This is a genomic window from Streptomyces sp. TLI_105 (genome assembly GCF_900105415.1).
Lineage (GTDB): Bacteria > Actinomycetota > Actinomycetes > Streptomycetales > Streptomycetaceae > Streptomyces.
Map to the genome: position 1 here is coordinate 5,213,719 of NZ_FNSM01000001.1, position 21,094 is coordinate 5,234,812.

General features: G+C 72.9%; 16 protein-coding genes and 2 tRNA genes. 14 read left to right on the plus strand and 4 right to left on the minus strand.

The window, feature by feature from the left end:
* Positions 1-10 precede the first annotated feature (10 nt).
* The 5 genes from BLW86_RS23890 (at position 11) to BLW86_RS23910 (ending at position 4,989) form a co-directional block, all read left to right on the plus strand.
* Positions 11-1,069 carry a 2-aminoethylphosphonate ABC transporter substrate-binding protein gene (locus BLW86_RS23890; protein ID WP_093875940.1) on the plus strand — a complete coding sequence of 353 codons (1,059 nt, stop codon included), beginning with the start codon at positions 11-13 and terminating at the stop codon, positions 1,067-1,069.
* Between the two features lie 154 nt (positions 1,070-1,223).
* On the plus strand, positions 1,224-2,777 hold the full coding sequence (locus BLW86_RS23895) for an alkaline phosphatase family protein (protein ID WP_093875941.1): 1,554 nt from the start codon (positions 1,224-1,226) through the stop codon (positions 2,775-2,777).
* Between the two features lie 80 nt (positions 2,778-2,857).
* Positions 2,858-3,637, plus strand: a complete 780-nt coding sequence (locus BLW86_RS23900) for an HAD-IIA family hydrolase (RefSeq protein WP_030691536.1) — start codon at positions 2,858-2,860, stop codon at positions 3,635-3,637.
* 75 nt (positions 3,638-3,712) lie between these two features.
* Complete coding sequence (locus BLW86_RS23905) at positions 3,713-4,321, plus strand: hypothetical protein (RefSeq protein ID WP_093875942.1); 609 nt, start codon at positions 3,713-3,715, stop codon at positions 4,319-4,321.
* 2 nt (positions 4,322-4,323) lie between these two features.
* Entirely contained in the window at positions 4,324-4,989 is a 666-nt protein-coding gene (locus BLW86_RS23910) for a class F sortase (protein WP_093878828.1), read from the plus strand.
* Positions 4,990-5,063: 74 nt separating this feature from the next.
* Here BLW86_RS23910 and BLW86_RS23915 read toward each other — a convergent pair.
* Positions 5,064-5,137 (minus strand) — tRNA-Lys (locus BLW86_RS23915).
* Between the two features lie 184 nt (positions 5,138-5,321).
* On the opposite strand from BLW86_RS23915, the gene BLW86_RS23920 reads away from it, so the two are divergent.
* The 7 genes from BLW86_RS23920 to BLW86_RS23950 all read left to right on the plus strand — a co-directional run bounded on the left by BLW86_RS23920 (position 5,322) and on the right by BLW86_RS23950 (position 14,516).
* Positions 5,322-6,926, plus strand: coding sequence for a peptidoglycan-binding protein (locus BLW86_RS23920; protein ID WP_093875943.1), 1,605 nt, complete (start codon positions 5,322-5,324; stop codon positions 6,924-6,926).
* Positions 6,927-7,876: 950 nt separating this feature from the next.
* Positions 7,877-9,484, plus strand: a complete 1,608-nt coding sequence (locus BLW86_RS23925; RefSeq protein WP_256341406.1) for an SPFH domain-containing protein — start codon at positions 7,877-7,879, stop codon at positions 9,482-9,484.
* Between the two features lie 127 nt (positions 9,485-9,611).
* Entirely contained in the window at positions 9,612-10,205 is a 594-nt protein-coding gene (locus tag BLW86_RS23930) for a lytic polysaccharide monooxygenase auxiliary activity family 9 protein (protein WP_093875944.1), read from the plus strand.
* Positions 10,206-10,258: 53 nt separating this feature from the next.
* On the plus strand, positions 10,259-11,932 hold the full coding sequence (locus BLW86_RS23935) for an AMP-binding protein (protein WP_093878829.1): 1,674 nt from the start codon (positions 10,259-10,261) through the stop codon (positions 11,930-11,932).
* 20 nt (positions 11,933-11,952) lie between these two features.
* Positions 11,953-12,465 carry a hypothetical protein gene (locus BLW86_RS23940; protein ID WP_093875945.1) on the plus strand — a complete coding sequence of 171 codons (513 nt, stop codon included), beginning with the start codon at positions 11,953-11,955 and terminating at the stop codon, positions 12,463-12,465.
* A 144-nt stretch (positions 12,466-12,609) separates the two neighbouring features.
* Entirely contained in the window at positions 12,610-13,923 is a 1,314-nt protein-coding gene (locus tag BLW86_RS23945; protein ID WP_093875946.1) for a sensor histidine kinase, read from the plus strand.
* Positions 13,854-14,516 (plus strand): response regulator, encoded by a 663-nt coding sequence (locus BLW86_RS23950; protein WP_093875947.1) that lies wholly within the window; start codon positions 13,854-13,856, stop codon positions 14,514-14,516. Before BLW86_RS23945 ends, BLW86_RS23950 begins: the two co-directional genes overlap by 70 nt.
* 42 nt (positions 14,517-14,558) lie before the next feature.
* Here the strand turns inward: BLW86_RS23950 and BLW86_RS23955 are convergent.
* A tRNA-Lys gene (locus tag BLW86_RS23955) sits at positions 14,559-14,632 on the minus strand.
* A gap of 86 nt (positions 14,633-14,718) precedes the next feature.
* On the minus strand, positions 14,719-15,477 hold the full coding sequence (locus BLW86_RS23960) for an IclR family transcriptional regulator (protein WP_017237127.1): 759 nt from the start codon (positions 15,475-15,477) through the stop codon (positions 14,719-14,721).
* A 313-nt stretch (positions 15,478-15,790) separates the two neighbouring features.
* On the opposite strand from BLW86_RS23960, the gene BLW86_RS23965 reads away from it, so the two are divergent.
* Both BLW86_RS23965 and BLW86_RS23970 read left to right on the plus strand, forming a co-directional pair.
* On the plus strand, positions 15,791-16,882 hold the full coding sequence (locus BLW86_RS23965; protein ID WP_177181735.1) for an LLM class flavin-dependent oxidoreductase: 1,092 nt from the start codon (positions 15,791-15,793) through the stop codon (positions 16,880-16,882).
* A gap of 261 nt (positions 16,883-17,143) precedes the next feature.
* Positions 17,144-18,853, plus strand: coding sequence for a glycosyl hydrolase family 18 protein (locus BLW86_RS23970; protein ID WP_093875949.1), 1,710 nt, complete (start codon positions 17,144-17,146; stop codon positions 18,851-18,853).
* Positions 18,854-18,979: 126 nt separating this feature from the next.
* Here the strand turns inward: BLW86_RS23970 and BLW86_RS23975 are convergent, their stop codons facing one another.
* Positions 18,980-20,878, minus strand: coding sequence for a putative bifunctional diguanylate cyclase/phosphodiesterase (locus BLW86_RS23975; RefSeq protein WP_093875950.1), 1,899 nt, complete (start codon positions 20,876-20,878; stop codon positions 18,980-18,982).
* Positions 20,879-21,094 lie beyond the last annotated feature (216 nt).

Consider the following 21,094-nt stretch of genomic DNA (forward strand, 5'->3'; position numbering starts at 1 on the left):
GAACAACGTCATGCTTACGTACGCCAAGCCGCTCGCCGCCGTCACCGGCGCCCTCGTCCTCGCCGCCACCCTCACCGCCTGCGACGGCTCCTCCGCCGCCTCCGACGAGAAGGTCGTCACCGTCTACAGCGCCGACGGCCTCAAGGGAGAGGCGGGCGACGGCTGGTACGACAAGGTCTTCGCCGACTTCGAGAAGCAGACCGGCATCAAGGTCGAGTACGTCGAGGGCGGCTCCGGCGAGATGGTGCAGCGCGCCCTCCGCGAGAAGAGCAACACCCAGGCCGACGTCCTCGTCACCCTGCCGCCCTTCATCCAGCAGGCCGGCTCCAAGGGTCTGCTCCAGTCGTACGAGCCGAAGGGCGCCGACCAGGTCGACGGCGGCGACAAGTCCGGCGACGGCACCTGGACCTCCGTCGTCAACAACTACTTCGGCTTCGTCCACAACAAGAAGGAGCTGCCCGCCGCCCCGAAGAGCTGGGAGGAGCTGCTCGACGCCACGTACAAGGACAAGCTGCAGTACTCCACGCCCGGCGTCGCGGGCGACGGCACCGCCGTCCTCATCAAGGCGATGCACGACTTCGGCGGCAAGGAGCCCGCCATGGAGTACCTGAAGAAGCTCCAGGCCAACAACGTCGGCCCGTCCTCCTCCACCTCCAAGCTCGCCCCCAAGGTGGACAAGGGCGAACTCCTCGTCGCCAACGGCGACGTCCAGATGAACTTCGCCCAGGCCAAGAGCATGCCGAACCTCGGCATCTGGTTCCCGGCCAAGGGCGGCGGCAAGCCCACCACCTTCGCCCTGCCGTACGCCGCAGGACTGGTGAACAAGGCGCCGCACACCGAGAACGGCAAGAAGCTCCTCGACTTCATGCTGAGCGAGGGCGCCCAGCGCGAGGTCAGCGCGATCGGCGGCGGCTTCCCGGCCCGCAAGGACGTCAAGGGCACCGACGCCAACGCCATCGCACTGGCCAAGCTGATGGAGGGCGTCGAGGTCTTCGAGCCGGACTGGGCCGACATCGACAAGAACCTCGCGGCGTACGTCGACGCGTGGAAGTCCGCGACCGGTAGCTGACCGGTAGCTGATCGGCAGCCAAGAGTTCACCGTACGACCCTGGAACGCCTCCGCATGTAGCGGAAAGATAACGGGTACGGACCAACGCCCCTGAGGAATCAGGGGCGTTGGTGTGCGTTCATGCCCCCATCACCCCCTGACGGAGGACCCCGACATGCCGATCGACGGCATCTCCGCCCCGCTCTCCCGCCGCACCGTGCTCGCCGCCGCCGGTGCCACCGCGGCCGTCGCCGCCACCGGACTCGCCACCGCCCCCACCGCCCGGGCCGCCACCGCCGCCCCGACGCTCCCGAACGGCACCAGCCAGGACAAGGTGCTCGTCGTCGGCATGGACGGCCTGCGGTACGACCGGATCGACGCCGCCAAGGCCCCCCACCTCAAGTACCTGATGGCGAACGGCACCTACGGCCGCTCCCTGCTCTACGCCAACCCGATGGCCGCGACCTCCTCCGGCCCCGGCTGGTCGACCATCTCCACCGGCGTCTGGCCCGACAAGCACGGCGTGAAGGACAACACCTTCACCGGCCGCAACTACGCCCGTTACCCCGGCTTCCTCGCCCGCCTGAACCAGGTCCGCCCCGCGCTCTCGCTCTTCGCCGCCGTCGACTGGCCCGAGCTCGACACGTACGGCACCGTCACCCCCGGCGCCGACGCCAAGCTCGTCTACGACAACAACTACGCGGTCAACGACCTCACGATCACCGACATCACCGAGGACGTCCTGCGCAACCAGAACCCCGACGTCCTCTTCGTCTACTTCGGCGAGACCGACGAGATCGGCCACGGCTACGGCGCCGCCAGCCAGAAGTACCTCGACGCCATCGACGTCCAGGACGGCTACCTCGGCCGGCTCCTCGACGCGATCGAGGCCCGCCCCACGTACGCCACGGAGCGCTGGACCGTCATCGTCGCCACCGACCACGGCCACACCGACGCCGGCGGCCACGGCGGCTCCACCATCGAGGAGCGCCGCACCTTCGTCCTCGCCCAGGGCCCCGGCATCGCCGCCGGCGCCCGCCCCATCGACACCCGGCTCGTCGACGTCGCCGCCACCGTCTTCCAGCAGCTCGGCATCGCCCCCGACCCGGCCTGGGGCCTCGACGGCAAGCCGATCCAGCAGCGCTCCACCGACCCCTTCGACAGCCTCTACCCGTCCCTCTCCGGCCGCGTCGACGAGACCGGCATCCCCGCGGGGATCCTCGGCTTCACCCACACCGCGCCCAGCGGCTGGTCCGTCATCAACAACGCCATGGGCACCGGCGGCACGACCGAGTGGCGCGGCTGGTCCTTCGCCACCGACGAGTTCTGGTCCCGCGCCCAGCGAGACCAGTCCCGCGAGCTCAACGTCCGCGCCCGCGGCGTCTTCGCCGTCGCCGACTCCGACGAGTGGGCCGACAAGGCCTTCTCCGGCACGTACGACTCGACGCTCGTCACCCCCGCGTACGCCGTCTCGGGCGCGTCCAGGGTCACGCTCGACTTCACGACCCTCTACCTCCAGGAGGGCAGCCAGACCGCCCAGATCCTCGCGAGCTTCAACGGCGGCACCCCCACGCTCGTCAAGAGTTACACCGCCGACGTCATCTCCCAGCCCCAGTCCCTCACGGTCGCCGTCCCCGCCGGCGCCTCCAGCGTGAGCTTCCGCTTCCGGTACACCGGATCCAACAACTGGTACTGGACGATCGACGGGGTCAAGATCAGCACATCCTGATTACGCTGGGGGGCGTCGCCACAGCGCTGTCGCGGCGCCCCCAGCACACCGCACGTCCGTACGGCAGGAGTCCCGCACCCATGGCAGAGCGCAAGCCGATCGAATCCTGGCTGACCGACATGGACGGCGTCCTCATCCACGAGGGCGTGCCGATCCCCGGCGCCGACGCGTTCATCAAGAAGCTGCGGGAGACCGGGAAGCCGTTCCTGGTCCTCACCAACAACTCGATCTACACGGCCCGCGACCTGCACGCCCGCCTCGCCCGCATGGGCCTCGAAGTCCCCGTCGAGAACATCTGGACCTCGGCCCTCGCCACCGCCAAGTTCCTCGACGACCAGCGCCCCGGCGGCACCGCGTACGTCATCGGCGAGGCCGGCCTCACCACCGCGCTGCACGACATCGGCTACGTCCTCACCGACCACGACCCGGACTACGTGGTGCTCGGCGAGACCCGCACGTACTCCTTCGAGGCGATGACCAAGGCCGTCCGCCTCATCAACGCCGGCGCCCGCTTCATCTGCACCAACCCCGACGAGACCGGCCCCTCCCTGGAGGGCCCGCTCCCGGCCACCGGCTCCGTCGCCGCCCTCATCACGAAGGCCACCGGCAAGGAGCCGTACTTCGCGGGCAAGCCCAACCCGCTCATGATGCGCACCGGACTCAACGCCATCGGCGCCCACTCCGAGTCCAGCGCGATGATCGGCGACCGGATGGACACCGACATCCTGGCCGGCCTGGAGGCGGGCATGCAGACCTTCCTGGTCCTGACCGGCCTGACGACGCAGGCGGAGATCGACCGCTTCCCGTTCCGCCCCTCGAAGGTCGTGAAGTCGATCGCGGACCTGGTCGACCGCGTGTAAGGGGCACCCGGGGACGTCCCCTGCGGATGCGAGAAGCGCCGATCCGGGTGACCCTGCCAGTATCAGGAGGTCACGATGCGTTCAGTTCCCATTGCTCTCCGTGCCGCAGGGGCGGCCCTGGTGCTCGTCCTGGCACCGGCGGCCGGTGGCGCGTACGCCCACGACGGGGTGAAGGTCACCGTCACCCCGTCCACCGCCTCGCCCGGCGCCGACGTCGACGTCCGCGTCCAGGGCTGCAAGGGCACGACCGGCGCCGCCAGGTCCCGGGCGTTCGTCGCCGACGCGGAGCTCACCGGCCGGGACGGCGGGGGCGACCCGCTGTTCGGCGACACCACGATCCGGTCCGGCCTCGAGGACGGCGCGTACAAGGTCAGCGTGACCTGCGACGGACACGAGCACCGGGACGTCGGCACCGTGCAGGTCCGGCACCACCAGGAGCCCACGCACCGGCCCACGCACCAGCCGACGCATCACGCGACCCCGATCGCGCCCGTCCGCGCCGGCGGGGGAGGCACCGCCGCCTTCGCCGCGCCCGCGGCCCCCGGCGTCGCCCAGACCACCTCCGAGAGCGGCCTCGGCACCCCGTACACCCTGCTCGGCCTCGGCATGGCCGCGATCGCCGCCGTCGCGGTCGCCTTCCGCAGCTCCCGCCGCGGCGCCGGCACCGGCGACGACGGCGAGTGACCGTGTCGTCCGGCACCCGCCCGGCGGGCACCGGGCGCTTCGTCACCGGCCTGGCCTGGGCGGTCCTGCTGTCCGGGCTCTGGCTCTGGGGCCGCGACGCCACCGAGGGCCCCGGCGGCAGCTCCGCGCCGACCACCGGCGACATCGCCGCCGTCGGCCGCCCCCTCGGCATCGAGCTGCCCCCGGCCCACGACCCGCTCCCGCCCCTGGAACCCCGGCGGGTCGAGATCCCCTCCCTGGGCATCGGCGCGCCCGTCGTGGCGCGCGGCCTGGACGACACGGGCGCCATCGACCCGCCGCCCTTCGCGATGCCCCACACGGTGGGCTGGTACGGCTCCGGCACCCGGCCGGGCGCGGCCGGCGCGGCCCTCCTCGTCGGCCACGTCGACACCGAGACCCGCCCGGCCGTCTTCTACGGCCTGAGCGCGGTCCGCCCCGGCGCGAAGGTCCGCGTCACCCGGACGGACGGATCGATCGCCGAGTTCACCGTCGACGACGTCCAGGTCCTCCCGCGCGAGGACTTCGACCCGGCCGAGGCCTACGGCGCCCACGAGCCCCACCGCGCCGAGCTGCGCCTGATCACCTGCGGCGGCACCTTCGACCGGGCGGCGGGGACGTACACGGCGAACGTGGTGGTCTCGGCGTACCTGACGGGGACGGGCGCCTGAGGATCGTTCTTCTGCGCCGCCCCTGAGAAAGACCAAGGCCCCCTCACCATCGGTGAGGGGGCCTTGACTCTGCGTGCGCCGCCAGGGACTCGAACCCCGGACCCGCTGATTAAGAGTCAGCTGCTCTAACCAACTGAGCTAGCGGCGCCTGCTGACAGAGAGAACTCTACCTGACGTGAGGGCGTGCTCCTGACCAATACCGACCGTCTCCGGCCTGTCGGATGGTCGTATCAGGCCTTCGATCCGTCAAAATGCGATTTGTCCAGACAGTTGAGACACTGACGCCCGAAACGAGGGTCCAAAAGATCTTGACGAGTGTGGAGGGGAATCGCATGAGCGTGCCGGTCTTCGAGGAGTTCGAACCCGCGGCCGACTGCGGCTGCCCGGGCTGCGCCCGGCAGCGGCGTGACCTCGCCCTGGGCCTGCCCGTCCGGGCGGGCGGCCACCCGGCGGCCCACGGCGCCCGCCGCGCGCTGGTCCTGGTGACGGCGGCGGGCGTGGTCCTGGGCGGGGGTGGGACCGGAGCGGCGACGGCCCTCGCCGGCCCGTCGGGCCCGCTCGCCCCGGCGGACGCGCCGGGCGGCCCGACGGGAACGGGCCGGGCGGACCCGAGGGAAACGGGCCGGGCGGACCCGAGGGGAACAGGCCCGGCGGGAACAGGCCGGGTGGACCCCGGGGGAACAGGCTCGGCGGGAACGGATCTGGCGGAAACAGGCCCGGTGGAGGCGGACCCCGCGGTCCTGCGGGAGCAGGCCGTGACCCGGTCCGTCGGCTCGGCCGACGCCACCGGCTCCGTCGGCTCGGTCGGATCCACCGGCTCCGCCGGCGCCGCCGACACCCCCTGGCCGGGGCCCGAGACCCCGCAGGGCGGGCGGGGACCGCTGCACGGCGCGCCGGGGCCCGGCCCGGACCCGACCCCGATCTCCTTCCCGACGACCAGTCAGGTCTCGACGGAGACGCTGCGGCGGACGACCCGCGCGGAGATCATCAACCGGGCCAAGACATGGGTCGCCGCGCAAGTCCCGTACTCCATGGAGGAGTACTGGTCGGACGGATACCGCCAGGACTGCTCCGGCTACATCTCCATGGCCTGGAACCTGCGCAGCAACGAGTGGACCGGCAGCCTCGACCGCTTCGCCGAGCGGATCGACCGCACCGAGCTCCAGCCCGGCGACATCCTGCTCTTCCACAACCCGGCCAACCCGACCCGCGGCTCGCACGTCACGATCTTCGGCGGCTGGACCGACTACACCCACACCTCCTACATCGCCTACGAGCAGACGAAGCCGCGCACGCGGAAGCAGGCGACGCCCATGGCGTACTGGGAGAACGCCGACCGGTACGTGCCCTACCGCTACAAGGGCGTGGTCAGCGGCAGTACGGGCGGCGGTGCGGAGCCCACGGCGACGACGCCGTTCCCGGGAGCGGGGAAGTTCGGCCCGGGCGCGAACAACGCGTACGTCACCCGACTCGGGCAGCTCCTCGTCGAGCGCGGCGGCAGGAAGTTCTACAGCCAGGGCCCCGGTCCGAAGTGGGGGGAGGCGGACCGCAGGGCGACCCAGGCGTTCCAGCTCGCCCAGGGCTGGAAGGGCGCGGAGGCGGACGGGCTGCCCGGGCCGCACACGTGGCGGCTCCTGACGACCGGCGGGGGCAAGGGCATCGGCGGTTCGAGTGGTTCGGGCGGCCCGAGCGCGAATGCGGCGGGGTTTCCCGGGCGTGGCTACTTCCGTCCGGGCCAATCCAACGCATATGTGGAGAAGCTGGGCAAACAACTGGTGAAGCGGGGCTTCGGCAAGCACTACCTGTCGGGACCCGGTCCGCGCTGGACGGAGGCGGACCGCCGCAACGTCGAGGCGTTCCAGCGGGCACAGGGCTGGCGCGGCGGAGCGGCCGACGGCTACCCGGGCCCGGAGACCTGGCGGCGTTTGTTCCGATGACCCCGAGAGCATGAGGTGGACCCCGAATGACGGCATCGACCCCGAACCCCGCGGACTCCGGCGCGGCGGCCTCGCGTGACGCGGCCCGCACGGCCAGACGCCTGACGGACGGCACCCTCCCGCGCACGTCCCCACCGGACAAGGACCGCCCCCTGCCCACCCCGAAACCGGACCGGGGGCCGGACCCGGAGTCGGGCACGGCACCGGGGGCCCCGGCGGGTCCGGCGCCGAGCGGGGAGGGGGAGCCGCCGACGGGACCCGCCGTGGCGGGGTCCGCGTCCGGTACGGCGCCGATGCCTCCGACGGGTACGCCGGGGCCGCCCCCGACCGGGCCCGCGCCCGACGCGACGGGACCCGGCGGGGCGGGGCTTGCGTCCGGTGCGCCGCCGGTGACCTCGACGGGCACGCGGGAGACGCCCCCGGCCGGGGACGTGCCCGGCACGGCGCCGGGGGCGTCGGAGACGCCGGTTCCGACGGGCGCACCGGTTCCGGCGGGTCCTGTGTCGGGCTCGGGGGCGGTGGTTCCCGGCGGGCCGGGGCCGGGGGCTCCGGCCGGTCTCGCGCCCGGCTCGGATGTGGCGGTTTCGACCGGGCCCGCGCCCGGGTCGGGTGCGGCGGTTTCCGCCGGGTCCGCGGCCGGGGCGGGCGCCCCGGCTCCGGCCGGTCTCGCGCCCGGCTCGGATGTGGCGGTTTCGACCGGACCCGCGCCGGGGCCGGGAGCGGCGGTCTCCGCCGGGCCCGTGTCCGGCTCGGGCGCCTCGACCCCGGTTCCGGCCGGGCCCGCGCCCGCTTCAGGGGCGTCGGCTCCGGCCAGGTCCGCGCCCGTCTCAGGGGCGTCGGCCCCGGCCGGACCCGCGCCCGTCTCGGGGGCCTCGGCCCCGACCGGGCCCGCGCTCGCCTCCGGGGCATCGGCTCCGACCGGGCCCGCGCCCGGTGCCGGCCCGGACCGGGTGGGTCCCGGCATCACGCGGGGGCCCTCGGTCGGGCCCGCCTCCGGCGAGGGGGCTGCCGTCGAGGGTGGTTCCGTCCCCGGTGCGTCGGCGGCGGCCCCGGCCCCCGAGGCCCGACCCTCCGCCGCCCCGGTCCTCGCCGCCCCGGCTCCCGACCGCCCCACCGAGAAGGTCGCCGACGAGGGCGGCGACGGCGACGAGGCTTCCGTCCTGGCGCCTGCCACGGCCCCCGCTCTCACCCCCGCCCCCGCCGTGCTCGACCTCCGGCGGATCAGTGGGGCGCGGGTCGGCACCGTCGCGGTGCCCGTCGCCGCCGTGGTGCGGGTGGCGCGGCGGAAGAACGTGATCGGGACCGAGACCACCGGCTCCATCCCGGTGCACCTGCTCTTCCGGGACGAGCCGGAGACCGCCGTCCCCGTCGCGGCGGGCGACGAGGGGCCCGACACGATCTCCATGGCCGCGCCGACCCCGCCGGCGGTGGGCCGCAAGCCCGCCATCCCGGCCCCGTCGAAGGTCCAGTCCGTCCCGACCAAGCCGGACCCCGAGCCCCGGACCGAGCCGACCTCGGAGCCGAACTCCAAGGCGAAGCAGAAGTCGCACTCCACGCCACCGTCCAAGGCCCCGGCCCGCCCGCAGCCCAAGAACGGGCCGGAGTCCCGGCCGAGGCCGAAGGTCGCCGCCTCGCGTCCCGCCCCCACCGCCGATCCCGCGCTCGTGGAGCGGCCGGGGGCGGTGCTGCCCGGGTGGGTCGGGGTGGTCGCCGGGGTGCTGGCGATCGCCTGGTGCGCGGGGGTCGTGTGGTGGGTCGGGGCGGTGCCCGCCGAGGCGGCGCGGATGCTGGGGCTGCCGACACGGCCGTACAACGGCATCCCCCTCGGACAGTGGGCCCTCCTGGCCCTGGGCGTGGTGCTCGCGCTGTTCGCGCTGGGCGGTCTCACCCGTGGCCGGGTCGGTTACGCCTGGGTGCTGTCCCTGTTCGGCGACTACCGCGGCACGGTCCGCCGTACGGGCCTGGTGTGGGTCAGTCCGCTGCTGCTCCGCCGTCGGGTGGACGTCCGGCTGCGGCACTGGCGCAGCGAGCCGCTGTCGGCGGTGGACGCGAAGGGCACCGCGCTCGACGTGACGGTCCTGGTGGTGTGGCGGGTGCGGGACACGGTCCGGGCGGTGCTCGGGGTCGACGGTCACGAGGACTACCTGCGGGAGCAGGTGGAGGCGGCGATGGCCCGGGTGCTGTCGCAGCTTCCGGCGGACGCTTTCCACGAGGACGCCCCGACGCTGCGGGACGCGGAGGCGGTCGGCGAGGCCCTGACGCGGATGCTGTCGGCGGAGTGCGCGCCGGTCGGCGTGGACGTGTTCTCGGCGCAGCCGACGCGCATCGAGTACGCGCCGGAGGTGGCGGCGGCGATGCGCCGGCGCCGGATCGCGGCGATCGACGCGAAGCACCGGGACAGCGTGCTGACCTCGGTGGTGGACGCGGTGGACGACGTGGTCCACCGACTGACCAGTCGTGGTCTGGTGGAGCTGGACGACTACGAGCGCAAGGCGCTGGTCAAGGACCTGACGGTGGCGTTCTACACGGGCAGGACGGGGCCGGTGGAGGGGGTGTGAGGGGGATGGACACGGCCGACGTCCGTCCATACCTTGGTACTTGGTCCAGACCAAAGCACGAGTGAAGCAGTACCGTACGCGCGCGCACGGCCCAACGGAACTCCCCCACGTTCTCCTGGAGCGAAGCATGCGCAAAAAGTCAGTCGGGGCGGCGGTGGTGGCGCTCGGCGTCGCCGGCGCCACCCTCCTGGGCACCGGCACCGCCGGCAGCCACGGCTACACCGACTCGCCGATCAGCCGTCAGAAGCTCTGCGCCAACGGCACCGTGACGAACTGCGGACCCATCCAGTGGGAGCCGCAGTCGGTCGAGGGTCCGAAGGGCTTCCCCGCCGCCGGTCCCGCCGACGGGAAGATCTGCTCCGCCGGGCTCTCGCAGTTCGCGCAGCTCGACGACCCGCGCGGCGGCGCCTGGCCCGCCACCCGGCTCACGGCGGGGCAGAGCTACGGCTTCCGCTGGCAGTTCACGGCCCGCCACCGCACCACCGACTTCAAGTACTACATCACCAGGAACGGCTGGGACCCGACGCAGAAGCTGACGCGGGCCGCGCTCGACCCCCAGCCGTTCCTGACCGTCCCCTACAACAACCAGCAGCCGCCGGCGACGCTCTCGCACTCCGGGACGATCCCGGCGGGCAAGACGGGCCGGCACCTGATCCTGGCGGTGTGGACGATCGCGGACACCGCGAACGCCTTCTACGCCTGCTCGGACGTCACGTTCTGACGGTCCGTCCCTGACGGTTCAGTTCTGATGGGCCGTCAGTTATGGTCCGGCCCATGAGGAGCGCGGACACCGTCGCGGAGCTCGTACGGCGCCAGTGGGGCGACCACCGGACCGGCCTGAGGGACGAGCACCACACCCTCACCCACCACCAGGTCGCCGCCGGCGCCGCCGCGCGGGCCGCACTGCTCGTGGACCTGATGCCACCCGTGCCGAGGAGTGAGCCACACCTCGGCATCCTGCTCGACAACACGCCGGAGTACCCGCTCTGGCTCAGCGCGGCGGCCCTCGCGGGGGCCGCCGTCGCCGGGATCAACCCCACCCGGCGCGGCCCCGAACTCGCCCGGGACATCCTCCACACCGAGTGCCGGGTCCTCGTCACCCAGCGCGCCCACCTGCCGCTCCTCGACGGGCTCGCGCTGCCGGGCCTGCGGATCCTGGTCACGGACACCGAGGCCTACCGGGAACTCCTCGCCCCCTACGGGAACGCCCGGCCGGGAGACGCCACCCTCGGCCCCGTGCGCCCCGACAGCCGCTTCCTGCTCTCCTTCACCTCCGGTTCGACGGGCGCGCCGAAGGCCGCCCTGTGCAGCCAGGGGCGCCTGGCCGCCGCGGGCTCCTCGCTCGTCGCCCACTTCTCCGTCGGCCCGGACGACGTCCACTACGTCTGCATGCCGATGTTCCACGGCAACGCCGTGATCGCCGACTGGGCGCCCGCGCTCGCCGCCGGGGCCGGGGTGGCGCTACGGGCCCGCTTCTCGGCCTCCCGCTTCCTCCCCGACGTACGCCGCTTCGGTGCCACGTACTTCACCTACGTGGGCCGAGCCGTGCAGTACCTCCTTGCCACCCCGCCCGGCCCCGACGACCGCGCGCACCCGCTGCGGCTCGGCTTCGGCACGGAGGCGGGGGCGGTGGACGCGGCCCGCTTCCGGGAACGCTTCGGGGTCCCGCTCGTGGAGGGGTACGGCTCCTCCGAGGGCGGCGCGGCGATCCAGCGGACCCCGGACACGCCGGCGGGCGCGATCGGCCGGGCGGCACCGGGCGACGACCTGGCGGTGATCGATGCGGAGTCGGGCGAGGAATGCGCCCCGGCCCGCTTCTCGCCCACGGGCCGGCTCCTCAACGCCGCCGAGGCGGTCGGCGAGCTCGTCAACCGGGGCCGCTCGCCCTTCGAGGGCTACTGGCGCAACCCCGAGGCGGAGGCGGCCCGGCTGCGCGGCGGCTGGTACTGGACCGGTGACCTCTTCTACCGGGACGCCGACGGCTTCCTCTACTTCGCGGGCCGTACGGACGACCGCCTGCGGGTCGACAGCGAGAACCTGGCCGCGGCGATGATCGAGAACATCCTCGCCCGCTGGGACCGGGCGGCGGGGGTCGCCGTCTACGCGATACCCGACCCGGTGACGGGCGACCAGGTCATGGCGGCGCTGGCCCTGCGGGAGGGCGCGGACTTCGAGCCGGCGGCCTTCGCCGACTTCCTGGCCGTCCAGCCGGACCTGGGGACGAAGATGGCGCCGCGCTTCGTCCGCGTGATGCGGGAGCTGCCCCTCACGGCCACGAACAAGATCCACCGGGTGGCCCTCCGCCGGGCGGCGTTCCTCTGTCGGGACCCGGTCTGGTGGCGCCCCACGCCGGGCGCGTCGTACGAGCCCCTGACCCCCTCGGCCGCCACCGCGCTCCAAGCGCAGTACGTCCGCCATGGCAGGGAACTAAAGTTTACAAATGGCTGACCGGTAACTAAAGTTGTCGCATGCCTTCATCTGAGATCACCCCCGAAGAGCAGGCCGAACTCGACAAGGCCCTCTATGACGCCCTCAACCCGCTCGCGTCGGCCCTGCGGCAGCGAGCGTCCGGGCTGCCGGCCGACCGCATGTGGGCGGCGGACCCGGTCGACGTGGCTCTGTCCGTACTGTCCGCGTGGAAGGTCGTGGACGCGGAGGTCAAGCGACTGACGGCCATCGCGGCGGGCACCGCCGGGTCCTACGGCGCGAGCTACGAACAGATGGGTGCCGTGTGGGGCATCACCCGGCAGGGCGCCCGCAAGAAGTGGCCCGACGCCGTCACCCGTGCGGCGGCCGTCGCACTCGAACTGTGGGGTGGAACGGCCGAACTGACACCCTCGTCCGGAGGCTGGGGTTGGACCGGCAAGGGCGCCGACGGAACGAGCGGCCCGGCCGACGGCGGCGAACGTTTCGCGACGAGGGAAGAGGCGGCAGCCCACGCGGGAGCCTTCCTCAAGGAGCACGCCCTCGCCCAGTCCTAGGGCCCCCGCGTTGCGCCCGCCCGTTCCGCCCTTGCGGAACGGGCGCCTGCAACCGGGTGCCGTGGCGGTGGGTCCAGCCCCACCCCGGTCCCACCCCCCAGCCCCATCGCCCCGTCCGGGCCGGCGGGCCTAACGTGGGGCCGCATGGACCCCCGTACCCCCTGGCAGGCACTCACCCGCCCCCGTTTCCCCCTCGGCCCCTGGCCCTGGCGGGCCGTCGGATACCTCGTGTCGGGCGGGCTCGTCGGGGCCGTCGCCGGGGCCGGGCTCCTGGTGCTGGGGGTGTTCTCGATGTTCCTCGTCGGGCTGCCGCTGCTCCTCCTCTCCGGGCTCGCCCTCGGCCGGGTCGAGCGCCTGCGGCTCCGTCTCGTCGACCTGGACCCCGTCCCCGACCCGCACCGCGTCCCCGCCGCGCCCGGCCTCGCCGCGTGGCTCCGGGTCCGGGCGGGGGAGCAGGCCACCTGGCGGGAGCTCGCGTACGCCCTGCTGTTCGCCACCGTCCTGTGGCCGCTCGACCTCCTCGCCCTCGCCGTGGGTGTCGGCCTGCCCCTCGCCCTCCTCAGCGCCCCGTTCCGGCTGGCCGCGGACGGATACGAGACCAAGGTCGTCAAGGCGTACCTCGTCACCTCCTACCCGGAGGCCCTGGCCGCCGCCCTCATCGGCGCCGTCCTCCTCGTCGCCCTCGCCTACCCGCTCGCCGCCGTCGCCGGCGCCCGCGCCGCCCTCGCCCGGGCGCTGCTCACGCCCCGTGAGACCGAGAGGGAGGCCGCGATCGGCGAGGTCATCGCCTCCCGTGCCCGGCTCGTCGACGCCTTCGAGGCCGAGCGGCGCCGCATCGAGCGCGACCTGCACGACGGGGCCCAGCAGCGCCTGGTCGCCCTCACCATGACCCTGGGCCTGGCCCGGCTCGACGCCCCGCCCGGCGGCCCGCTCGCCGAGCAGCTGGCGAAGGCCCACGCGGAGGCCGGACAGGTCCTGACGGAGCTCCGCGAGCTGATCCACGGCATCCATCCGCAGGTCCTCGCCGACTACGGACTCGGCCCGGCGCTCGCGGACGCCGCCGACCGCTCCGCCGTCCCCGTCGACGTCGGCGCCGACCTCTCCGCGCTGCCCCGGCTGCCCGTCGCCGTCGAGAGCGCCGCGTACTTCGCCGGCTGCGAGGCGCTCGCCAACATCGGCAAGCACAGCGGCGCCCGCCGGGCGCGGATCACCGCCCGGCACACCGGTGGCGTCCTGCGGCTCGACGCCGAGGACGACGGGCGCGGCGGCGCGGACCCGGCCCGGGGCTCCGGCCTCACCGGACTCGCCGACCGGATCGCCGTCCTCGATGGCACACTGACGATCATGAGCCCGCCGGGCGGGCCGACCCTCCTGAGAGTGGAGATCCCGTGTCCCGCACTGCCGACAGGCTCCGTGTCGTCCTCGCCGAGGACAGCGTCCTCCTCCGGGAGGGACTGATCGGGCTCCTGGCCCGGTTCGGCCACGAGGTCGTCGCCGCCGTCGGTGACGCCGACGCCCTGCGCGAGGCGGTCGCCGTCCACGAGCCCGACATCGTCGTGACCGACGTCCGGATGCCGCCCGGTTTCCAGGACGAGGGCCTGCGCGCGGCGGTCGCGCTCCGCGCCGAGCGGCCGGCCCTGCCGGTCCTGGTCCTCAGCCAGTACGTGCAGCGCAGCTACGCCGCCGATCTCCTGGACGCGGGCGACGGCACCGGTGTCGGCTACCTCCTGAAGGACCGGGTCGGGCAGGTGGAGGAGTTCGCGGACGCCCTGGCCCGGGTCGCGGCCGGCGGCACGGTCGTCGATCCGGAGGTCGTGCGGCAGCTGCTGCGCCGGCACCGGGATCCGCTGGAGGCGCTGACCCCGCGCGAGCGCGAGGTCCTGGGTCTCGTCGCGGAGGGCCGTTCCAACGGGGCGATCGCCCGCCGTCTGGTCGTGACCGAGGCCGCCGTCGGCAAGCACATCGGCAACATCCTGGCGAAGCTGGACCTGCCGCCGGCCGAGGACAGCCACCGCCGGGTCCTCGCCGTCCTCACGTACCTCCGGGCATGACGAGAAGGGCCCCTCACCGTGGTGAGGGGCCCTTCTCGTCTGTGCGCCGCCAGGGACTCGAACCCCGGACCCGCTGATTAAGAGTCAGCTGCTCTAACCAACTGAGCTAGCGGCGCCTGCTGACAGAGAAAATACTACCTGGTCCCGAGGGGTGCTTCCGACCACCCCGCGGGACCGGCTCCGAGCAGGCCGGGCCGCGGCCTCAGATCGCCAGCGAGAGCACCACCGGAGCGGCCCGCCGGTTGAGCGTGTCCGCCGCCGCGCGCAGCCGGTGGGCGTGCTCGATCGGCAGGGAGAGCGCCAGGCAGCCCACGGCGGAGCCCGCCGTCAGCGGGACGGCCGCGCAGACCGTGCCCACCGCGTACTCCTGGAGGTCGAGCACGGGGACGGTCGCCGGCTGGCTGTCGAGCTTCGAGAAGAGGATCCGCTCGCTGGTGATCGTCCGGGAGGTCAGCCGGGCGATCTTGTGCCGGGAGAGGTGGTCCCGGCGGCCGTTCTGGTCGAGCTGGGTGAGCAGGCACTTGCCGACCGCGCTGGCGTGCGCGGCCGAGCGGAAGTCCACCCACTCGTTGACCTTGGGCGTGCGCGGGCCGTCGGCGAACTGGGTGATCTTCACCTCGCCGTCGATGTACCGACTGATGTAGACCGCCGCGCCGACGGAGTCCCGGAGCTCGGTCAGGGTCTCCTGGAGCTTGGCCTCCAGGGCTTCGCGGCGGGTCAGGCCGGAGCCGAGGAGGACGAGGGAGTCCCCGATCACGTACGCGCCGTCGGCGACCTGCTCGACGTACCCCTCGCGGCGGAGCATGAGGAGCAGTGAGGACAGGTGGGCGACGGGCAGGCCGGTCTCGCGCGCGATCTGGACGTCTGTCACTCCGCCACCGTGCCGTGAGACCGTCTCGAGGACGCGCAGGGCGTATTGCACCGAGTGGAACGGCGCGGTGGGCTCGGGCTTCAGCGCCACGGTTTCCCCCTACCAGGTTGTGACCGCAAGCTTTCGTACCACGATAACCGCCAAGGGCCCTTCACGGGGCGGCTGTTGGCGAGAATGATGCGACGGAGCGGGCCCCTGGGCTGCGACGCGACACTCTGGCATATGCCCATGTCATGAGTGGCGCGCAGAGCCTCAGGTCAGGGCCGTGCGCGGCGGCGCCGAGGTCGATGTTCGGCCATCGGCGGGCGCAGAAAATTTCTGCCGCGAGGGAGCGGAATAAGCGGAGACACCCTCCTGTTGTCGTCCTGATGTATCCGCATGTGTGCCGAGGAGGGCCCCGAAGGTGACCGACGCTATTCGAGGAGAGGCGCGGGGCAGCGCGCCCGTGCCGCTGTCCGTGCTGGACCTGGTGACCGTCGGCAGCGGGCGGACCGCGACCCAGGCGCTCGCCACGAGCGTCGAGCTGAGCCGGCTCGCCGAGCGGCGCGGCTTCCACCGGCACTGGGTGGCCGAGCACCACTCCATGCCCGGGGTCGCCTCCTCCTCCCCGGCCGTGATCCTCGCCCACCTCGCGGCCCACACCCGGCGCATCCGGCTCGGCTCGGGCGGCGTCATGCTGCCCAACCACGCCCCGCTCGTCGTCGCCGAGCAGTTCGGCACCCTGGAGGCCCTCGCCCCGGGCCGGGTCGACCTCGGCCTCGGGCGCGCGCCCGGCACCGACGGGGTGACGGCCGCGGCCCTGCGCCGCTCCGACACCCTCGACGAGGGCGCCGACGACTTCCCGCAGCAGCTGGCCGAGCTGACCCGCTTCCTGGACGACGACTTCCCGGACGGCCACCCGTACGCCCGGATCCACGCTGTGCCGGGGCCGGTGCAGGGCCCGAAGGGGCGCCCGCCGATCTGGCTGCTCGGTTCCTCCGGCTTCAGCGCCCGTCTCGCCGGGGTGCTCGGGCTGCCCTTCGCCTTCGCCCACCACTTCTCGGCCAGGAACACGATCCCGGCGCTCGACCTCTACCGGGACTCCTTCCGGCCCTCGGAGGTCCTCGACGCCCCGTACGCGATGATCGGCGTCTCGGCGTTCGCCGCCGAGGAGGCGGCGCAGGCCCGCCGCCAGGTCCTCGCCGGCGCGCTCGCGATGCTGCGGCTGCGCACCGGCCGGCCCGGCCTGGTGCCGACGCCGGAGGAGGCGGAGGCGTACGGATTCAGCCCCGCCGAGCGGGAGTTCGTCGACGGCTGGCTCGCGAACGTCGTGTACGGCACGCCGGGCGAGGTGCGCGTCGGCCTGGACGACCTCCGGAAGCGGACGGGTGCGGACGAGCTGATGATCACGGCCAACGGGCACGGCGGCGCGGAGCGGGTGCGGAGCTACGAGCTGATCGCCGACGCGTACGAGCTTCCGGAGCTGCCGGAGTCGCCGGAACTGCCGGAGGCCTAGGGCGCGCAGGGGGCCGGGGGGCGAAAATCCCGGGCCGTTGGTTCAGCGTCGAACGAACCGCGCCCTCGCCCTAAGCGAACCTTAAACCGCTCGTCACCGATGGTGGCGGGCGGTTTCCTTTTGTGCTTCACCCCTCTGACAAGGGCTTTCTCCATCAAATTGGTCTAGTCCTCAATCTGGTTCAGACCATTGACGAGCTGTTCACGCGGCGGATATCACTGCTCCAACTTCCGTACCGCCACCCCCTCCCGGAGGCAGCACGTGCACCCCCGTAAGCCCTTGATCGCCGCGCTCCTCAGCTCGGCCCTCGCCGCCGGCGCCCTCGCCGCCACGGCCGGACTCGGCTCCGCCCAGGCCGCCGAGACCGGCACCACCGCCTCCACGGGAGGCGTGAAAATCGCGTACTACGACCAGTGGAGCGTCTACGGGAACGCCTTCTACCCGAAGCACCTCGACGAGCGGGGCATCGCGGCGGGGCTGGACGTCATCAACTACTCGTTCGGGAACATCCACCCGACCGACCTCACCTGTTTCGAGGCCAACAAGGCCGCGGGCGACGACAACAACCCCAACGCGGGCGACGGCGCCGGCGACTCGTACGCCGACTACCAGAAGTCCTTCTCGGCCGCGGACAGCGTCGACGGCGTCGCCGACAAGTGGGACCAGCCGATCGTGGGCGTCTTCAACCAGTTCAAGGAGCTGAAGGCGAAGCACCCCAAGCTGAAGATCAACATCTCGATCGGCGGCTGGAGCTACTCCAAGTGGTTCTCGGACGCGGCCAAGACCGACGCGAGCCGCAAGAAGTTCGTCGCCTCCTGTATCAAGCAGTACATCCAGGGCGACCTGCCCGTCGAGGGCGGTTACGGCGGCCCCGGCACCGCGGCCGGCATCTTCGACGGCATCGACATCGACTGGGAGTACCCCGGCTCGCCCGACGGCCACCTCGGCAACCACTACGCCCCCGAGGACAAGCAGAACTTCACGCTCCTCCTCGCCGAGTTCCGCAAGCAGCTCGACGAGTACGGTGCGGCCCACGGCGGCAAGAAGTACCTCCTGACCGCCGCGCTCCCGGCCGGCCAGGACAAGATCAAGAACATCGAGACGGACAAGATCGGCGCGTACCTCGACTACGCGAACATCATGACGTACGACATGCACGGCGCCTGGGACGGCGACGGGCCCACGTACCACCAGTCCCCGCTGCGCTCCGGCACGAACGACCCGACCGACGTCATCAAGCCGGGCACCGAGAAGTACTCGATCGAGAACGCGATCGACTCCTGGATCGACGGCAAGCCCGCCTACGGCATCACCGGCGGCTTCCCGGCGAACAAGCTGACCCTCGGCTACGAGTTCTACTACCGCGGCTGGAAGGGCGTCCCGGCCGGCACCACCAACGGCCTCGCGCAGCCCGCGACCGGCGGTTCCAACGCCCGCCCGCTGAGCCAGGCGGCCGGCATCGCGTACTACAAGGAGCTCGGCGGCATCGTCGACAACCCGTCGACCACCTTCTGGGACGACCAGGCCAAGTCCGCGTACTTCTACAAGGACGGTGAGTTCTTCACCGGCCTGGACAAGCGCACCGTCCAGGCGCGCGCCGACTACGCCCACAACCGCGGCCTGGCCGGCGCGATGATGTACTCGCTCCTCGGCCTCGACGCCAACGCGACCCTCTTCAAGGACATCGTGACGGCGGTCGGCTCGTCCCCGACGACCCCGACCACCCCGCCCACGACCCCGCCGACGACGCCTCCCACCACCCCGCCGACCACCACGCCGCCCACCACCCCGCCGACGACGCCGCCGACCACCGGCTGCACCGCCGCGCCGTACGTGGCCGGCACCGTCTACACCGGCGGCTCGCTCGTCTCCCACAAGGGCCACACCTGGAAGGCCCAGTGGTGGACCCAGAACGAGGAGCCGGGCACGACCGGCGAGTGGGGCGTCTGGAAGGACCAGGGCGCCTGCTGATCCCTCTGGCCGAATGAACCACTGCCCCCGCCCGGAATGTCCCTCCGGCCGGGGGCAGTTCCATGCCCGGAATCCCGTACGACCCGGACCGGCGAGCCGATCAGACCGGCAGCGGCTCCGAGTCGATCAGACCGGCAGCGGCTCCGTGCCGATCAGCTCGGCGATGCGGTCCGGGGCCACCGCCCGCGAGTACAGCCAGCCCTGCCCGGTGTCGCAGCCGATCCGGCGCAGCCGACTGGCCTGCCCGGCCGTCTCGACGCACTCCGCGGTCACGGTGAGGCCGAGCCGGTGCGCCAGGTGCACGAGCGCCTCGACGATCAGCTCGTCCGCCGGGTTGGCGTGCTCCTCGTCCTGGAAGCCCCGGACGAAGGAGCCGTCCAGCTTGAGCACGGAGACCGGCAGCCGGCTCAGATAGGCGAGGTTCGAGTAGCCGGTGCCGAAGTCGTCGATCGCGATCCGCACGCCCATGTCGCTCAGCGCCTGGAGCGCCTGGAGCGGCCGGCCGTTCGAGCCCATCACCGCGGACTCGGTCAGCTCCAGCTGGAGCAGGTGCGGGGCGAGACCGGTCTCCGCGAGGATGCCGGCCACGTCCGCGACCAGGTCGGAGTCCCAGACCTGACGGACCGCCACGTTGACGCTGACGAAGATCGGGCGCTCGCGCGGATGGTCCTTCTGCCACTGCCGGGCCTGGCGGCAGGCGGTGCCCAGTACCCACCGCCCCAGCTCCACGATGGAGCCGTCCTCCTCGGCGATCCCGATGAACCGATTCGGCGCGAGCGAGCCGAACTGCGGGTGGTTCCAGCGCACCAGTGCCTCCACCCCGCGCACCGCCCCGTCGGCCAGGTCCACCAGTGGCTGGTACTCCAGGGCGAACTCCCCGCGCTCCACGGCCGGCCGCAGGGTGGAGGAGAGCGACTGCCTGGTCATGCGGTGGGCGTTGCGCTCCGGGTCGAAGAGCGTCCAGCGGGCCTTGCCGTCCGCCTTCGCCCAGTACAGCGTGGTGTCCGCGGCCTGCATCAGGGCGGTCGCCGTCGTCCCGGGCGCCGCCCGCTCGACCACGCCGATCGAGGCGGAGACCGAGAGCCGCTGGCCGCCCAGGTCGAAGGGGTGCTGCAGCGCGTCGAGCACCGAGCGCGCCAGGTCCGCCAGTTGTTCCGTGCCGGTGGAGTCCTCGACCAGGATCGCGAACTCGTCGCCGCCGAGCCGCGCCACGAGGTGGCCGCCGTTGCGGGTGTAGCCGTCGCTGTCCGCGCACTCCGTCAGCCGGGTGGCGACGGCGGCCAGGAGCCGGTCGCCGACCCGGTGGCCGAGGGTGTCGTTGACCGCCTTGAAGCCGTCGAGGTCCAGGTAGCAGAGACCGATCCGCCCTGTTCTGCCATAGCCGTACGACTCGTATGACTCGTGTGACTCATGCGACCGGGGGGACTCCTGGGAGCCGTACTGCGCACTGGCCTCGGCGACCGCGGCGTCCTGGGCCGCGACCTCCAGGGCCGCCGAGAGGCGCTCGAAGAACAGTGCCCGGTTGGGCAGCCGGGTCACCGGGTCGTGCATCTGGAGGTGGCGCAGCCGGGCGTGGAGCTCGCGCCGCTCGCTGATGTCCGCGATCGACAGCAGGACGCGCCGGCTGTCGGGCACGGGAGCGACGGTGACCTCGGCCCACAGCGAGCGCCCGTCGGCGTGCTTGAGGCGTCGGGTGCAGCGGAAGCGGGAGCGGCGGCCGCCGAGCACCTCGCGGTAGGCGTGCCAGGTGCGGCCGTCGGAGGCGAGGTCGACGAGGTCGGCCGCGGCCTGCTCCCGGAGCGCCGCGGGCTCGGTGCCGAGGAGGGTCCCGAAGGAGTCGTTGGCGGCGATGACGACGCCGTCCTCGTCGACCACGGCCATGGCGAGCTGGGCGACCCGGAAGGCGGCGCGGTAGTCGCGGAGTTCGGCCGTCCGGCGCGCGAGGTGACGCTCCGTGAGTGCGGGTTCGGCCGCGTGTGTCTCCGCCGGCTCTGGGTGCACCGGTCCTTCGGGGGTTCCGCTCACCGCTCGCTCCCGTGTGCAGTCGGGCCGGTCACATGTGGTCGGGATGGTCGGCCAAGGAAGAGTGAGCCGATCATAGAGCCAGCCGGGGGAGCGTTCCAGCTCCGAGGCGTCCGTGAGGGGCCTCCGGCGCTGTGAGGCTGCCCACCGGACCGGCCCGCCCGATCGTTTCTGCACGGGTCTGACACGGGCCGTCGCGGGCATGACCGAATGTGACTT

Coding starts and splice junctions, on each gene's coding strand:
- BLW86_RS23890 (WP_093875940.1), top strand. CDS start 11: ATGCTTACGTACGCCAAGCCGCTCGCCGCCGTCACCGGCGCCCTCGTC.
- BLW86_RS23895 (WP_093875941.1), top strand. CDS start 1,224: ATGCCGATCGACGGCATCTCCGCCCCGCTCTCCCGCCGCACCGTGCTC.
- BLW86_RS23900 (WP_030691536.1), top strand. CDS start 2,858: ATGGCAGAGCGCAAGCCGATCGAATCCTGGCTGACCGACATGGACGGC.
- BLW86_RS23905 (WP_093875942.1), top strand. CDS start 3,713: ATGCGTTCAGTTCCCATTGCTCTCCGTGCCGCAGGGGCGGCCCTGGTG.
- BLW86_RS23920 (WP_093875943.1), top strand. CDS start 5,322: ATGAGCGTGCCGGTCTTCGAGGAGTTCGAACCCGCGGCCGACTGCGGC.
- BLW86_RS23930 (WP_093875944.1), top strand. CDS start 9,612: ATGCGCAAAAAGTCAGTCGGGGCGGCGGTGGTGGCGCTCGGCGTCGCC.
- BLW86_RS23935 (WP_093878829.1), top strand. CDS start 10,259: ATGAGGAGCGCGGACACCGTCGCGGAGCTCGTACGGCGCCAGTGGGGC.
- BLW86_RS23940 (WP_093875945.1), top strand. CDS start 11,953: ATGCCTTCATCTGAGATCACCCCCGAAGAGCAGGCCGAACTCGACAAG.
- BLW86_RS23945 (WP_093875946.1), top strand. CDS start 12,610: ATGGACCCCCGTACCCCCTGGCAGGCACTCACCCGCCCCCGTTTCCCC.